Genomic DNA, 16,316 nt, shown 5'->3' with positions numbered 1-16,316 from the left:
GCTCAATCCTCGGCTGTGTCCTTGATCAGGTGCGCCGCCAGCGTGCGCAACGGGCCGAGCTGGCGGCAGATCAGCGCCAGTTGCGTCTGCACCAGCCGCTGGCCCTCGTCGATTTCGTCCGGCATCTGCTCCAGCTCATTGGCCAGCGCTTCTTCCTCATCGCTTTGAATGGCAATCGGCTGTTTGCTCGCCAGACCCTGGGCGATCTCATCGATGCTCGACGCCAGACTCACCCCGGCGCCGTCGATCAAATGTTCGCGCACCTCGGCCGGCAACTGGGTTTCGCGGTGCGCGCCGAGGCCTGACAAATAGCTGAGCAAGGTGTGCGATAGCACCAGGAAGCGGAAGCCCACGTCGGCTTCCTTCCGGAAATGCCCCGGCTCCATCAGCATGTTCGCCAACGTTGTTGATAGTGCGGCGTCGGCGTTGTGCGCGTTGCGCCGGGCCAGGCGATAGGCGAGGTCGTCGCTCTTGCCGGCGGCGTATTGCTGCATGATCTGGCGCAGGTAGATGCTGTTGCAGGTGAGGGTGTTGGCCAGCACTTTGTTCAGGCGCCGACCTTGCCAGTCCGGCAGGAACAGGAATACCGCAAGCCCCGCAATCAGGCTGCCGAGCAAGGTATCGAATAGCCTCGGCACAAACAGCCCGTAGCCATCGCCGACCTGGTTGAAGCAGAACAGCACCATGATCGTGATCGCGGCGGTGGCCACGGTGTAGCGGGTGGTGCGGTTGGTAAAGAACACCACGCCGGCGGCGATGGCGAAGCACGACTGCACCAGCGGATTCGGGAACAGATCGAACAGCGCCCAGGCAATCGTCAGGCCGATCGCCGTGCCGAAAATCCGCTGGCCGAGTTTGCGCCGGGTGGCGCCGTAGTTCGGTTGGCAGACGAACAGCGTGGTGAGGATGATCCAGTAACCCTGCGACGGGTGAATCAGGTGCACCATGCCGTAGCCGATGCTCAACGCCAGCGGCAAACGCAGGGCGTGGCGGAACAGCAGCGAGGTCGGCGTCAGCTGCGTACGCAGACGAATCCACACGTCCTTGAAGTTGCGCGGCGAGCGGTCGAGCAGGCTGCTGTCGGTGGCATCGGCCAGGGCATCGGGGTTGCTGGCATCGCTGAGCAAACGGTCGAGGGTGCCGAGGTTGGCCGCCAGTGCCCGCAGTGAGCGGAGCAGGCCACGCCAGGCCGGGTTGCTCTGAATGCGCAGGTGTTCGAGGGAAGCATGCAGGTCGCTCAGGGCTTCGGCGAAACTCGCGTCGTAGGTGAACGGCTGGCGCATCTGGATCGACTCGGCCAGTGCCCGGCAGGCCTTGCCTTGCTGGCGCAGCAGGCGCTGGCAGCGGAACAAGACATCGCTGTGGAAAAACGCATCGGCCAGGGCGTTGTACGGGTAGTGCGAAGAACTGGCGCGTTCGTGAATGTCCTGCGCCAGGAAGTACAGCTTCAGGTAACGGCTGACTTTCGAGCCCGGACGACCGTTGCCGACCCGGTGCAGGATGATTTCCTTGGCGCTGTTCAGGGCTGCGACGACCCGGCCATTCTGCTGGGCCAGTTCCAGTCGCCGCGCCTCCACGTCCATCTGACGGATCGGCTCGAACAGCGAGGATTTCAGCTTCAGGTAATAGCCGAGTTCGCGGAATAACCGCGCCAGACTCTGCTGCACCGGCTGGTTGGAAAACATCGCCTGCCACAGCACCGACAGCAGGCCGTACCACGCCGCACCGGCCACCAGCAGCATCGGCTCATGCCAGAAATCCGTGACCGCGCCACCGCGCTGATCCACGCCGATCATGGTGTAGACGGAAAGAATCAGCGTCGCCGAAGCAATCGCCCCGTAACGTTCGCCGAGCGCACCGAGCATGGTCAGGCCGAAGCTGGCCAGTGCCAAAGCGATGACGAACACGATGGGGTAGGGGAACAGCAATTCAACGGACAGCGCCGCGACGCTGAAACACACCAGCGTCACCGCCAGTGCGTTGAGACGGCCCTGCCAACTGTCGTCGGTCTCGGCCAGGGCGCTGGCGATGATCCCGAGGAACAACGGGATCAGCAGCCCCATTTCATCCTGATACCAGCACAGCGCCATGCTGCCGGTCAGGGCGATAAATACCCGCACGCTGTAGCTGAATTTATCCAGCGCCCACAGGCGCCGCAAAGACTGACGAAACGAGGTCGAGGACATGAAGTGCGAAGGCCTTCCGAGGCGATGCCGCTAAATTGAGCCAGTAATGACGCCGACGCAATGGCGCCGATCACATCTGACAGCAAAAAGTGTTCCGCACGGCCTTCGAATCAGACGTATTGCGCCGCCGCGTAACCCGATGCCCACGCCCACTGGAAGTTGAATCCGCCCAGATGTCCGGTGACATCCAGCACTTCGCCTACGAAGTAGAGGCCCGGGCTTTTCAGCGATTCCATGGTCTTGGACGAAACTTCGCGGGTGTCGACGCCACCCAGCGTCACTTCGGCGGTGCGATAGCCCTCGGTGCCGGCCGGGACGACTTTCCAGCTGCCGAGCTTCTCGGCGATGTCCGCCAGTTCGGCGTGGGTGTACTGCTTCATCGGTTTGGAGACAAACCAGTTGTCCGCCAGCAGGTTGGCCATCTTCTTGGTGAAGATTTCACCGAGCAGGGTTTTCAGCTCGCTGTTCGGACGCTCGGCGGTTTGCTGTTGCAGCCAGTTCGCGGCGTCATGATCGGGCAGCAGGTTGATTTCGACCGTGTCGCCCGGCTCCCAGAACGAGGAAATCTGCAGAATCGCCGGGCCACTGAGGCCGCGGTGAGTGAACAGGATGTTCTCGCGAAAACTCTGGTCGTTGCAGCTGACCAGACAATCCACCGAGGTGCCGGACAGTTCGGTGCACAAGTCCTTGAGCTGATCGGTGATGGTGAACGGCACCAGACCGGCGCGGGTCGGCAGCAGTTCATGGCCGAACTGTTTGGCGACCTGATAACCGAAACCGGTCGCGCCCAGCGTCGGGATCGACAGCCCGCCGGTGGCGATCACCAGCGACTGGCACTGGATCTGGCCGAGGGTGGTGTCGAGCAGGTAACCGCCCTCGACTTTCTCGATGGTCTGGATCGAGGTGTCGAGGTGCAGGTTGACGCCGACCTGATCGCACTCGTCCAGCAGCATGCCGAGGATGTCGCTGGATTTGTTATCGCAGAACAGTTGGCCGAGTTTTTTCTCGTGGTACGGCACGCCGTGTTTGGCAACCATGCCGATGAAATCCCACTGGGTGTAGCGGGCCAGCGCGGATTTGCAGAAGTGCGCATTCTGCGAGAGAAAATTGCTCGGTTCGGTGTACATGTTGGTGAAGTTGCAGCGCCCACCGCCGGACATCAGGATTTTCTTGCCGGCCTTGTTCGCGTGGTCGAGCAGCAACACCTGACGCCCGCGCCCGGCGGCGGTCAGTGCACACATCAACCCTGCGGCGCCAGCGCCAATGATCACGACTTCGGTAGAGCGCAAAACGGTGTCCTCACACAATGATCACGTAGATCGTTCCCACGCTCTGCGTGGGAATGCCGCCATGGACGCTCTGCGTCCGCTTTTGAATCGTGACGCGGAGCGTCACAGGATGCATTCCCACGCAGAGCGTGGGAACGATCAGGTCAGAGGACGCGAACGCGCAGCGAACGACCCTTGATCTTGCCGTTGTTCAAGCGCTGCAGCGCTTGCATGACCACGGTGCGTTCAACAGCCACATAGGACTGGAAGTCGAAGATCGCGATCTTGCCGACCTGGGCGCCCGGAATCCCGGCCTCACCGGTCAGTGCGCCCAGAATGTCGCCCGGACGCACCTTGTCCTTGCGCCCGCCAGCGATGCACAGCGTGCTCATCGGCGGTTGCAGCGGGGCACCGCCCTGGGACTTGAGGTTATCCACCTGATCCCAGTTCAGCGGGGTTTTCTGCAGTTGTTCGATGGCTTGCGCGCGGTGGGCTTCGGACGGCGCCACCAGGCTGACCGCGATGCCTTTCTCGCCGGCACGACCGGTACGGCCGACGCGGTGAATGTGAATTTCCGAGTCGCGGGCCAGTTCGACGTTGATCACCATGTCCAGTGCATCGATGTCCAGACCACGGGCGGCAACGTCGGTGGCAACCAATACCGAAGTGCTGCGGTTGGCGAACATCGCCAGCACCTGATCGCGGTCACGCTGTTCCAGATCGCCGTGCAGGCCGACGGCGGAAATGCCTTTGGAGGTCAGGTGATCGACGGTTTCCTGCACCTGCTGCTTGGTGAAGCAGAACGCCACGGTGGAGGCCGGACGGAAGTGATGCAGGACCTTGGTCACCGCGCTCATGCGCTCTTCCGGGGAAATCTCGTAGAAGCGCTGTTCGATCTGGGTGTCGTCGTGGAACGCTTCGGCCTTGACCGTTTGCGGGTCGCGCATGAACTTCGACGCCAGCTGCTTGATGCCCACCGGGTAGGTGGCCGAGAACAGCAGGGTCTGACGGCGGGCCGGGGTCTGCTCGATGATGTCTTCGATGGCGTCGTAGAAACCCATGTCGAGCATGCGGTCGGCTTCGTCGAGGATCAGCGTGTTGAGGCCGTCGAGGACCAGCGAACCCTTGCGCAGGTGCTGCTGGATGCGGCCCGGCGTACCGACGATGATGTGCGCGCCGTGCTCCAGCGAGCCGATCTGCGGGCCGAAGGATACGCCGCCGCACAGGGTCAGGACCTTGATGTTGTCTTCGGCGCGGGCCAGACGACGGATTTCCTTGGCGACCTGGTCGGCCAGCTCGCGGGTCGGGCAAATCACCAGTGCCTGGCAACCGAAGTAGCGCGGATTGATCGGGTTCAGCAGGCCGATACCGAACGCGGCGGTCTTGCCGCTGCCGGTCTTGGCCTGGGCGATCAGGTCCATCCCCTTGAGGATCACCGGCAAGCTCTGCGCCTGGATCGGCGTCATCTGGGCATAACCGAGGGAGTCGAGGTTAGCCAGCATGGCGGCGGACAGCGGCAAAGTATTAAAAGCGGTGGCGATGGTGGTCACGGGACTGGCCTGCAAAACAAAATGTCGCGCAGTGTAGCAGCCTCTGGCCACTTTCCTCGAAAGTTCTGGACGAACGCAAAGCCTGTGACGAGGGCCGGTCCCCTCGCCACGCAGACCCCGGTCAATGCTCGATGTGTTCCTCCCGGCGCTTGGCGCGCCGTCCGTCCTCTTTCGAGAGCTGCGAGAAAATCGTCGCCGCCAGCATCGCCATGATCCCGACGGTCACGAACGTGAGCTGGAAAGCGCCCAACACGGTCTCGACGCCATCGTTGCCGATCTCCGCCGTAAAGCCGCCGAGCAGCGCACCGGCACACGCCACGCCAAGGCTCAGCGACAACTGCGCCACCACCGACAGCAAACTGTTGCCGCTGCTGGCGCTGGCGTCGTCGAGGTCGATCAGGGTCACGGTGTTCATCGCGGTGAATTGCAGCGAGTTGATCGCCCCGAGAACCGCCAGCAGGCACAGCAGCAGCCAGTACGGCGTCTGCTCGCTGACCAGCCCCATGCTCGCCAGCATGATCCCCAGAAACAGGGTGTTGCCGGTCAGCACGATGCGATAGCCCAGACGTTCGATCAGCGGCCGCGCGCCCCATTTGGCGACCATCGCCGCAGCCGCCAGCGGCAGCATGCTCATCCCGGCCTGGGACGGCGAATAACCCAGCGCCACTTGCAGCAGTAACGGCACCAGAAACGGCAGGGCGCCGCTGCCCAGGCGGGCGAACAGGTTGCCGAGGATGCCGACCGCGAAGGTGCGGGTCTTGAACAGCGACGGCGCGAACAGCGGGTTTTCAATGTGCCCGGCGCGCAACCAGTACGCTGCCAGACACGCCATGCCGCCGAACAGCAACAGCATCACTCGCAGGTGCGGCAGGTGCAGTTCGCCGAGGCCTTCCATGGCGATGGTGATCAGTACCATCGCCGCGCCGAACAGCAGGAACCCCAGGCTATCGAAACGCGTGCGCTCGGTACCGCGCAGGTCGGGGATGAACTTCCACACCGCGTAGCAACCGATGACGCCGACCGGCAGGTTGATCAGGAAGATCCAGTGCCACGTCAGGTATTCCACCATCCAGCCGCCCATGGTCGGGCCGATCAGCGGGCCGAGCAGGCCGGGAATGGTGATGAAGCCCATGATCCGCACCAGTTCCGAGCGCGGGTAGGCGCGCAGCACCACCAAACGTCCGACCGGCAGCATCAGGGCACCGCCGAGGCCCTGGATCACGCGCGCGCCGATCAGCATGCTCAGGCTGCTCGACAAGGCGCAGAGCAGCGAGCCGAGGCTGAACAGCAGGATCGCGCCGAAGAAGATTTTCTTGGTGCCGAAGCGGTCGGCGATCCAGCCCGACGCCGGGATCAGCAAGGCCACGGTGAGCATGTAGGCGATGATCACGCCCTGCATGCGCAGCGGGTCTTCGGCCAGGTCCCGGGCCATGGCCGGCAGGGCGGTGTTGAGGATGGTCCCGTCGAGGGACTGCATGAAGAAAGCGATGGCGACGACCCATGGCAACCAGCGGGCGGTGATGGCGTCGAGAGGCGGGCGGTTGGGCATGGAACCTCTTGTGGGTTGTTGGATGATCGTTCCCACGTCGAGGCGTCGAACCGTCCGCGTGGGAATGCCGCCATGGACGCTGTGCGTCCGCTGTAAAGTGACGCGGAGCGTCACGGGATGCATTCCCACGCAGAGCGTGGGAACGATCAGGTCCGGGATTTACAGGGTCAGGGTCAATCGGCTCACCAGCGCCCCCGGCAACAACGCCGACGAGGTATTGCGCTGGCTATAGGTGCTCGCCGACAGCAGCAACTCACGCTCGGCGGTCAACGCTTCCAGCTGCGAACCCAGCAGACTGTAGGCGCTGTCGTCGAAGCGCATGGTGCTGACCGGCGCCTGAATCTCGCCGTTTTCCACCCAGAACGTGGCAAACCGGGTCATGCCGGTCAGGCGCGCCGCCGGTTGATCCGAGAAGTTCAGGTACCAAAGGTTGCTGATATACAACCCGGTACCCAACTGCTTGAGGATCTCGGCCTGGGACAAGTCGCCGGCGGCCATGTTCAGCGCGCTGGGCGATTCACCGCCGCCGGCGCCGTTGGCGGTGAGGCCGTATTCGGCTGCGCTGCGCGAGCCGACCAGTTGCTCGCCGGCCTGGCCTTCGATGATCAGCCGCAGATCGCTGCGCGGGTAACCCTCGCCGGAAAACGCCGGACTCAGCGAACCACTGACTTTTTCGTCGAGGGACACCAGCGGGCTGAACGCCTGATCGCCGGCATACAGCTTCTGCAACGGGCTGCTCTTGCTGGCAATCGACTGCGCCGAGAAACCGCCCCAGCACAACATGCCCATGATTTCTTCCAGCGCCGCCGGTGCCAGATAGGCGCGGTACTGGCCGGGCGGCAAGGTGCGCAGCGGTCGACCGAGAAACTCGAGTTGCTCGCGGGCCTGCTGGAAGCGGCGGGCGAAGTCTTCGCTGTTCCAGTCATGTCCGGCGTAGCTGGCCTTCACCGCTTCGCCGTTCTCGTGGAACAGGCTGAAGTCGAAATTGAAGCTGTTGGCCTGATGCCAGCCGAATGCGCCGGAAGAGCTGGCAAAACCACGGCTGATCGGCCCGGCAGCGTAGAAGCCGACCAGATCCAGACCTTCGGCCGCCTGGGCGATTTCCGCCACCACCTGTTCGGTGTCCGGCAGCGGATGCTCCTGCACATTCTCGCTCTGCCAGCCGTTGTGGTTGAGCAGCAGGTACGGGTCCTGCGGCAGCAGCGGCAGGGTTTCGCGCAGTTGTTGCAGGCCTTCGGCAAGGCGTTGCAGGTCGGCTTCCTGATCGCCGGACAAGGTGATCTGCAGGTCGGCATGGCGACCGTCGTCGATCAGTTTCAGACCGATACCGGCTTGCTGAACTTGCCCGGCCTGACGCACCTTGGCGTGGTTGAAACGGACGAAGGCCGACGATTCGGCGTCGTAACTCAGGGTGAACTGTTCCGGCTCGCGCACGGCATCGCGCAGCCAGTTGACCAGCAGCTTGAACGCCTCGGACTGGCTCTTGGAAATACTCATCAGGCGTCTCCCCCAAACACATCAACATTGCTGAACACGCAGGCCGGTGAAGCGTGGCCGACGCGGATCACCTGGTTCGGTTCGCCCTTGCCGCAGTTCGGCGTGCCCAGCACCTGGGTGGTGGCGGCGTTGCCGACGGCGCGCAGACTCTTCCAGAAGTGCGCGGAAATGCCCCGGTAGTTCGGGTTTTTCACCACGCCCTTGAGTTCGCCGTTTTCAATCAACTGGCCCCATTCGCAGCCGAACTGGAATTTGTTGCGTGCATCGTCGATCGACCATGAGCGGTTGGTGCTCATCAGAATGCCGTTTTCGATGCCGCCGATCAGTTGCTCCAGCGACTGGTCGCCCGGCTCGATGTTGAGGTTGGCCATGCGGTCGATCGGCGGTCGGTTCCAGCTGCAGGCGCGGCTGTTGGCAACGCCGTCCAGACCTGCGCGAAATTGCGACAAGGCACCGCCCAACGGACGGACCAGCAGGCCTTCGCGAATCAGGAATTGTTTGCTGGCCTTGGAGCCGTCGTCATCGTGACCGTAACTCGCCAGTTCTTCGGGAATGCCCGGATCGAACGTCACGTTGAGCAGTTTCGAGCCGTATTGCAGGCTGCCGAAATCCGAGGCTTTGACGAAACTGGTGCCAGCGTAATTGCGCTCGTCGCCGAGAATCCGGTCGAGTTCCAGCGGGTGGCCGATGGATTCGTGGATCTGCAACATCATCTGGTCGGGCATTAGCAGCAAATCACGCGGGCCTTGCGGAGTGTTCGGCGCGAGCAGCAATTGCAGCGCCTGAGCGGCGACTTTCGGGCCGGCGCCTATCAGGCCGCAGCGGCTGATTACGTCGGCGCTGCCCTGCTGGCCGAAGTTCTCGCGGCCGAGGCTGCGGGTCTGGCTGTCGTTGCCATCGTAGGCGGTGACGTCCAGGCCCGGGTAGACGAAGCGTTGGGCCTGGCGCAATTCGGCGCCGGCGCTGTTCAGGTAGATCTGTTCGACGTGGGTGATGCCGATGCTCACTTGCCAATTCACCAGGCGCTCATCCTTGGGCACAGAGGCGGATTCCGCGCCGAGCAGCTCGAAGCATTCGCTCAGGGACGGGAAGGGTTGTTCCAGATTGGGTGAAAAGTAATCGGCGCGGTCGCTGGAAACCGGCTGCTGGCTCAGGTCGAGCAGGGCGTGGGGCTTGATCCGCCGGGCCTGCTGTTCGGCGCGCTCGAGGGCGGCTTGCAGGCCTTGTTGCGACAGGTCATTGGTCGCGGCGTAGGCTTCGACGCCGTTGACCCGGACGGTGAGCATCGCGCCTTCGTCGCGGCTCAGGCTCGGCGGTTCGGCGACGTTCTTGCGCACCGACAGGTACTGGCCGGACTCGCGGACATACCGCAAGGAAAAAAACTCGGCGCCCGTGCGCAAGGCAGCGAAGCGCTGCTTGAGCTGGGGGTGGAAATCGAACATCAGGGAACCTCCTTGTCATGGGAGCAGCGGCGAAGCGGATTCGGCGGGGAGGGATGAAGCGATCAGGCGAGGACTAGAGTAGGCCTGCGTGGGGTGTAGGATCAAGTGAAGAGGGGGTGTAGGGGGATTTACTCTGATAACAGCAGATCGTTCCCATGCTCCGCGTGGGAACGCCGCCATGGACGCTCCGCGTCCGCTGTGTGACGCGGAGCGTCACGGGATGCATTCCCACGCAGACGGTTCGACGCCTCGACGTGGGAACGATCCGAAGAGGTATTACGGCTTACTGAGCAACAGCACTCACATCACGCATCGGCTTGCCTTTCACCGGCGCATCGCCAGCGACGTAGTAAGGTGCGTTGCTGCGCGGCAACGGCTTGCGGCCACGGATCTTGTCGGCGATTTTCTCGGCGATCATGATCGTCGGCGCGTTCAGGTTGCCGGTGGTGATGATCGGCATGATCGAAGCATCGACCACACGCAGACCCTGCATGCCATGCACGCGGCCTTCGCCATCCACTACGGCCATGTCGTCGGTGCCCATCTTGCACGAGCAGGACGGGTGGAACGCGGTTTCGGCGTGCTCGCGGATGAACTTGTCCAGCTGCTCATCGGTTTGCACTTCGATGCCCGGGCTGATTTCACGGCCACGGAAGGCGTCCAGTGCAGGCTGTTGCATGATTTCACGGGTCAGGCGGATGCCGTCGCGGAATTCCTGCCAGTCCTGCTCGGTGGCCATGTAGTTGAACAGGATGCTCGGGTGCTGGCGCGGATCCTTGGATTTGACCTGGATGCGACCGCGGCTCGGCGAACGCATGGAACCCATGTGCGCCTGGAAGCCATGCTCTTTCACACCGTTGCTGCCGTTGTAGTTAATCGCGACCGGCAGGAAGTGGTACTGGATGTTCGGCCACTCGAATTCCGGACGGGTACGGATGAAACCGCCGGCTTCGAACTGGTTGCTGGCGCCGATGCCGGTACCGTTGAACAGCCACTCGGCACCGATGGCCGGCTGGTTGTACCAGAGCAGCGACGGGTACAGCGAGACCGGTTGGGTGCAAGCGTATTGCAGGTACAGCTCAAGGTGATCCTGCAGGTTTTCGCCGACGCCCGGCAGATCGTGAACCACCGGGATGTCGAGGCTTTCCAGCAGTTTTGCCGGGCCGACGCCGGAGCGTTGCAGCAGTTGCGGCGAGGCGATCGCGCCGGAGCAGACGATGACTTCCTTGCGGGCGCGGGCTTCGACGCGCTCTTCAGCGGCGCCGACCAGGTAACGCACGCCAACGGCACGCTTGCCTTCGAACAGAACCTTGTCGGTCAGGGCGTGAGTGACGATGGTCAGGGTCGAACGCTTCTTGGCCACGTCCAGGTAACCACGGGCGGTGGAAGCACGACGGCCGTTCGGCGTCACGGTGCGGTCCATCGGGCCGAAGCCTTCCTGCTGGTAGCCGTTGAGGTCTTCGGTGCGCGGGTAACCGGCCTGTACGCCAGCTTCGACCATGGCGTGGAACAGCGGGTTGTTGCCCGCCTTCGGCGTGGTCACGCTGACCGGGCCGTCGCCACCGTGGTAGTCGTTCGGGCCGATGTCGCGGGTTTCCGCTTTGCGGAAATACGGCAGGCAATCGAGGTACGACCAGTCTTCCAGGCCTGGCAGTTTCGCCCAGCCGTCGTAGTCCATCGCGTTGCCACGGATGTAGCACATGCCGTTGATCAGCGAGGAACCGCCGAGGCCCTTGCCGCGACCGCATTCCATCCGGCGACCGTCCATGTGTGGCTCTGGATCGGTTTCGTACGCCCAGTTGTAGCGACGGCCTTGCAGCGGGAATGCCAGAGCGGCCGGCATCTGCGTGCGGAAATCGAGACGGTAGTCCGGGCCGCCGGCTTCAAGCAGCAGGACGGTGACGCCTTCGTCTTCAGTCAGACGGGTCGCCAGGGTGTTACCGGCAGAGCCGGCACCGACGATGATGTAATCGAATTCTTGGGACATAGGTCCTCCGGGAGTTTCAAGCTGCAAGCTTCAAGCTGCAAGAGAGCAGCGAGCGGTGCTGAGATAGAGCGGCAAACCAAGCTGCTTTTACTTGCAGCTTGAAGCTTGCCGCTTGTCGCTGGATCAGCTGATCAAAATACCGAAACGTACTCGCCCAGCTCGACTTGCACGGACTTGATGCGCGTGAAGTTATTGAGAGAGCTGATCCCGTTCTCACGACCGACGCCCGACTGCTTGTAACCGCCAACCGGCATTTTTGCGTCGGACTCGCCCCAGGCGTTGATCCAGCAGATACCGGCTTCCAGTTGATGAATCACGCGGTGGGCGCGGTTCAGGTCGCGGGTGACGATACCGGCGGCCAGGCCGAAGTCGGTGTCGTTGGCGCGGCGGATCACTTCTTCTTCGGTTTCGTAGCTCAGGATCGCCATCACCGGGCCGAAGATTTCTTCACGGACGATGGTCATGTCGTCGGTGCAGTCGGTGAACACGGTCGGGGCCACGAACGCGCCTTTGGCGAATTCGCCGTCGGTCAGACGCTCGCCGCCGCACAGCACGCGGGCGCCTTCTTCTTTACCCTTGGCGATGTAGCCCAGCACACTTTCCATGTGCGGGAAGCTGACCAGCGGGCCGAAGTTGGTGTTTTCGTCTTCCGGGTTGCCAACGCGGATGCGCGCAACACGCTCGACGATCTTGGCTTCGAAAGCGGCTTTCAGGTGGCTCGGCACGAACACGCGAGTGCCGTTGGTGCAGACCTGACCGGAGCTGTAGAAGTTGGCCATCATGGCGGTGTCGGCGGCGCGATCCAGGTCGGCGTCGTCGCAGATGATCAGCGGGGACTTGCCGCCCAGTTCCATGGTCACGTCTTTGAGCGACGAAGCCGAAGCGCTGGCCATGACCTTCTTGCCGGTGTCGGTGCCGCCGGTGAAGGAGATCTTCTCGATGCGCGGGTGCTCGGTCAGCCAGGTGCCGACTTCACGGCCGCTGCCGGTCAGGACGTTGAACACGCCGTTCGGAACGCCGGCTTCGGTGTAGATTTCGGCCAGTTTCAGGGTGGTCAGCGAGGTGACTTCGCTTGGCTTGAAGATCATCGCGTTACCGGCCGCCAGGGCTGGCGCGGATTTCCACAGGGCGATCTGGATCGGGTAGTTCCACGCGCCGATACCGGCGACAACGCCCAGCGGCTCGCGACGGGTGTAGACGAAGGAAGTGTCACGCAGCGGGATCTGTTCGCCTTCGATGGCGGGCACCAGGCCTGCGTAGTATTCCAGCACGTCGGCGCCGGTGACGATGTCGACGTACTTGGTTTCGGAGAAGGCTTTACCGGTGTCCAGGGTTTCCAGGGCCGCCAGTTCATCGTTGCGCTCGCGCAGGATGTCGACGGCGCGACGCAGGATGCGCGAACGCTCCATGGCGGTCATCGCGGCCCAGATTTTCTGGCCCTTTTCGGCGCTGACCACAGCACGCTCGACGTCTTCCTTGGTCGCACGTTGCACCAGTGCGAGGACTTCACCGTTAGCCGGGTTGATGGCTTCGAAGGTGGCATCGCTGCCGGCGTCGGAGTACGCGCCATCGATGTAGAGTTTTTGCAGTTCGAAACGGGCCATAGTGTCCTCGCAAGTGCATTAGTGGTTGGCGTTGGTCACCGGGTGAGCCATATAGCTGTGGCATCGCTGGTCGGTGACAGTTCAGGGGCCGAGCGTTTTTTCTGTGCTCTAGCTCACCTGCTTGGCCAATTGGAAATCCATGTATTCGTAAGCGATCTGTTGCGCCTGCGCAGTGTCGAAAGCGTCTCCCGACAGCGCGCCGCGCAACCACAAGCCGTCGATCAGAGCTGCCAGTCCACGGGCGGCGGTGCGCGCATCTTCAAGCGGCAACACACGGCGGAACTCGCAGCACAGGTTGGAATACAGACGGTGATCGTTGATCCGCTGCAACCTGTGCAAAGACGGCTGGTGCATGCTGGTGGCCCAGAAGGCCAGCCAGGTTTTCATTGCCGGGCCATTGACCTGGCTGGCGTCGAAGTTGCCTTCGATGATCACCTGCAGATGCGCCCGAGGGCTGTTGTCTGCCAGCGCCTGACGGCGCGCGGTGACGCTCTCGCTGAGGACGCTCATCAGATACCGCATCGTGGCGGCGATCAGGCCATTCTTGTCCTGAAAATAGTGACTGATGATGCCATTCGAGACACCGGCCAAACGGGCGATCAGCGCAATGCTGGCGTCCCCCATTCCGACCTGATCAACCGCCTGCAAAGTGGCTTCGATCAGTTGTTGGCGGCGGATGGGTTGCATACCGACCTTGGGCATCTTGCACATCTCCTTAGGCCTTCCGACGGGCGAATGACGCCTATCGGATTGAGGGCCAGTCTATTTTGTTTTGATTGAACGTTCAATCAACAAAGAATAAGATCTGCGACAAATCGTCGCTGCCTACAGATTTTTCCTACGTGTAAGTGGCGATAAAACCGACATCCGAAAAGGCTCGAAACCTGCGCGCGGCAAGGCGCGGTTCGACGTTCGATGGACGTGTTGAATGGGCAAGACGCTCAAGGCCAGGTTTCGGATGAACGTCCATGCCTCGGCCACGACGGCGATTCGCGGTGCCATCTCTGCAGGTTCGGGCTTTTTTCGGGGTGTCTTTATATCACCCGCCGGTCGGCTGCCAACTAACCGATTGGTCGGGTTCCGTGTTGCCTTGTGTTCTTCTCTCGCACTGCCTGGAGCATTTGTGCCATGAGTTCTGCCTCGCTAATAAAGACCCCGCCCGAGAAGGTGACGGTCAACGGTTGGGTGTTTTACACCTCTACCGCGCTGATTCTGTTGTTGACCGCCATTCTGATCATCGCCCCGCAAGAGGCCGGCAGAATGCTGGGAGTGGCTCAGGCCTGGTTGTCCCGCAGCTTCGGCTGGTACTACATGGTGGTGATCGCCGCTTACCTGGTGTTTGTGGTGGGCCTGGCGTTTTCCTCGTACGGCAAACTCAAACTGGGCAGCAAGGACGACACCCCGGATTTCAGCTACGGCGCCTGGGCCGGGATGCTGTTCTCGTCGGGTATCGGTATTTCGCTGCTGTACTTCGGTGCATCCGAGCCGCTGGATCACTACTTCAATCCGCCGGAAGGTGCGTCGGCTACCAACATGGCGGCGCGTCAGGCTGTTCAGCTGACTTTCCTGCACTGGGGCCTGCACGGCTGGGCGATCTACGCACTGGTCGGTCTGGCCGTGGCCTATTTCGCTTACCGTCATAACCAGCCGCTGGCCCTGCGTTCGGCGCTGTATCCGCTGGTGGGCGAGCGTTGGGTCAAGGGCGCTGCCGGTCATGCGGTAGACGGTTTCGGCATGTTCGTGACCCTGCTGGGTCTGGTGACCAACCTGGGGATCGGCTCGCTGCAAGTGTCCTCGGGCCTGGAAAACCTGTTCGGCATGGAGCACAGCAACACCAACCTGCTGATCGTGATCATCGTGATGAGCACCGTGGCCACCATCGCTGCCGTGTCCGGTGTGGAAAACGGCATCCGTCGTCTGTCCAACCTCAACATCATCCTGTTCAGCGGCCTGCTGATTTTCGTCCTGCTGTTCGGCCCGACCCTGCACCTGCTCAACGGCTTCGTGCAGAACATCGGCGACTACCTCAACGGCGTGGTGCTGAAGACTTTCGACCTGTACGTCTATGAAGGCGACAGTGAGAAGTCCGACCGCTGGCTGGGTCTGTGGACGCTGTTCTACTGGGCGTGGTGGATTTCCTGGGCCCCATTCGTCGGCATGTTCATCGCGCGTATTTCCCGTGGTCGTACCGTGCGTGAACTGGTGGCTGGCGTGCTGCTGATTCCGCTGGGTTTCACCCTGGCGTGGCTGTCGATCTTCGGTAACTCGGCGCTGGATCTGGTGATGAACCAGGGCGCGGTGGAACTCGGCAAGACGGCACTGGAACAGCCGTCGATGGCGATCTATCAGTTGCTTGAACACTACCCGGCGTCGAAAGTCGTGATCGGCGTGTCGATCTTCGTTGGTTTCGTGCTGTTCCTGACACCGGCCGACTCCGGCGCGGTGATGATGGCGAACCTGTCCTGCAAGGGCGGCAACGTCGACGAAGACGCTCCGCACTGGTTGCGGATCTTCTGGTCGGTCGTGATCACCCTGGTGACCATCGGCCTGCTGTTCGCCGGTAACTTCGAAGCCATGCAGACCATGGTGGTGCTGGCCGGTCTGCCGTTCTCGGTGGTGCTGGTGTGCTTCATGTTCGGCTTGCACAAGGCGATGCGCCAGGACATGCAGATCGAACAGGAGCAGGCGCAACTGGCTGAACGCGGTCGTCGTGGTTTCAGCGAGCGCCTGACCCAGCTGGACCTGCAACCGAGCCAGTCGGTGGTGCAGCGCTTCATGGATAAACATGTCAGCCCGGCGCTGGAAGATGCCGCGGCGCAAATGCGTGCCCAGGGTCTGGAAGTGCAGACGCTGCTGGGCAAATCCAAGCGCTGCATGGGCGTGCGGGTCGAGATGGAAGAGGGCAACCCTTTTGTCTACGAAGTGAGCCTTGACGGCTATCTGGCGACCCCGAGCGAGTCGGTTCAGTCCGATGAAGCGCGCCAGCGTTTCTACCGCGCCGAGGTGTACCTGCACAACGGCAGCCAGGACTACGACCTGATGGGCTTCACACAGGATCAGATCACACGTGATGTGCTCGATCAGTTTGAAAGCCATCGGCAGCTCCTTGGCCGGGTCTATAGCTGAGTTGTGAAGTGATCTTTCCTGCACGTTGTGCGGGAATACAAAGGGGCTCAAGTTGAGCCCCTTTTTTGTGTCTGATCGTTCCCACGCTCTGCGTGGGAATGCCTCAA

The 16,316-nt window shown here is 62.2% G+C and carries 10 protein-coding genes; 1 reads left to right on the top strand and 9 read right to left on the bottom strand.

What is annotated here, in order from left to right:
- Nucleotides 1-2: 2 nt before the first annotated feature.
- The 9 genes from yccS to betI all read right to left on the bottom strand — a co-directional run bounded on the left by yccS (nucleotide 3) and on the right by betI (nucleotide 13,785).
- On the bottom strand, nucleotides 3-2,186 hold the full coding sequence (yccS, locus tag ACEN93_RS14580) for a YccS family putative transporter (RefSeq protein WP_103385370.1): 2,184 nt from the start codon (nucleotides 2,184-2,186) through the stop codon (nucleotides 3-5).
- Between the two features lie 110 nt (nucleotides 2,187-2,296).
- Nucleotides 2,297-3,475, bottom strand: coding sequence for a BaiN/RdsA family NAD(P)/FAD-dependent oxidoreductase (locus tag ACEN93_RS14575; RefSeq protein ID WP_103385371.1), 1,179 nt, complete (start codon nucleotides 3,473-3,475; stop codon nucleotides 2,297-2,299).
- A 143-nt stretch (nucleotides 3,476-3,618) separates the two neighbouring features.
- Nucleotides 3,619-5,004 (bottom strand): ATP-dependent RNA helicase DbpA, encoded by a 1,386-nt coding sequence (dbpA, locus tag ACEN93_RS14570; protein ID WP_007959732.1) that lies wholly within the window; start codon nucleotides 5,002-5,004, stop codon nucleotides 3,619-3,621.
- A 121-nt stretch (nucleotides 5,005-5,125) separates the two neighbouring features.
- On the bottom strand, nucleotides 5,126-6,553 hold the full coding sequence (mdtD, locus tag ACEN93_RS14565; protein ID WP_039767988.1) for a multidrug transporter subunit MdtD: 1,428 nt from the start codon (nucleotides 6,551-6,553) through the stop codon (nucleotides 5,126-5,128).
- Between the two features lie 159 nt (nucleotides 6,554-6,712).
- Nucleotides 6,713-8,050, bottom strand: a complete 1,338-nt coding sequence (locus tag ACEN93_RS14560; RefSeq protein WP_495610196.1) for a TldD/PmbA family protein — start codon at nucleotides 8,048-8,050, stop codon at nucleotides 6,713-6,715.
- Entirely contained in the window at nucleotides 8,050-9,492 is a 1,443-nt protein-coding gene (locus ACEN93_RS14555) for a TldD/PmbA family protein (protein WP_495610195.1), read from the bottom strand. Before ACEN93_RS14555 ends, ACEN93_RS14560 begins: the two co-directional genes overlap by 1 nt.
- A 283-nt stretch (nucleotides 9,493-9,775) precedes the next feature.
- Nucleotides 9,776-11,479, bottom strand: a complete 1,704-nt coding sequence (gene betA, locus ACEN93_RS14550) for a choline dehydrogenase (RefSeq protein ID WP_039767991.1) — start codon at nucleotides 11,477-11,479, stop codon at nucleotides 9,776-9,778.
- Nucleotides 11,480-11,610: 131 nt separating this feature from the next.
- Nucleotides 11,611-13,083 (bottom strand): betaine-aldehyde dehydrogenase, encoded by a 1,473-nt coding sequence (gene betB / locus ACEN93_RS14545; RefSeq protein WP_039767992.1) that lies wholly within the window; start codon nucleotides 13,081-13,083, stop codon nucleotides 11,611-11,613.
- Between the two features lie 108 nt (nucleotides 13,084-13,191).
- The gene (betI, locus tag ACEN93_RS14540; protein ID WP_103385376.1) at nucleotides 13,192-13,785 is read right to left on the bottom strand and encodes a transcriptional regulator BetI; all 594 of its coding nucleotides are present in this window, start codon (nucleotides 13,783-13,785) and stop codon (nucleotides 13,192-13,194) included.
- A gap of 483 nt (nucleotides 13,786-14,268) precedes the next feature.
- Here betI and ACEN93_RS14535 point away from each other — a divergent pair, with 483 nt between their 5' ends.
- Nucleotides 14,269-16,209, top strand: coding sequence for a BCCT family transporter (locus tag ACEN93_RS14535; RefSeq protein WP_223290698.1), 1,941 nt, complete (start codon nucleotides 14,269-14,271; stop codon nucleotides 16,207-16,209).
- Nucleotides 16,210-16,316 lie beyond the last annotated feature (107 nt).

This window comes from Pseudomonas sp. Pseusp21 (genome assembly GCF_059492145.1).
This window is presented reverse-complemented; position numbering and strand designations above follow the sequence as displayed.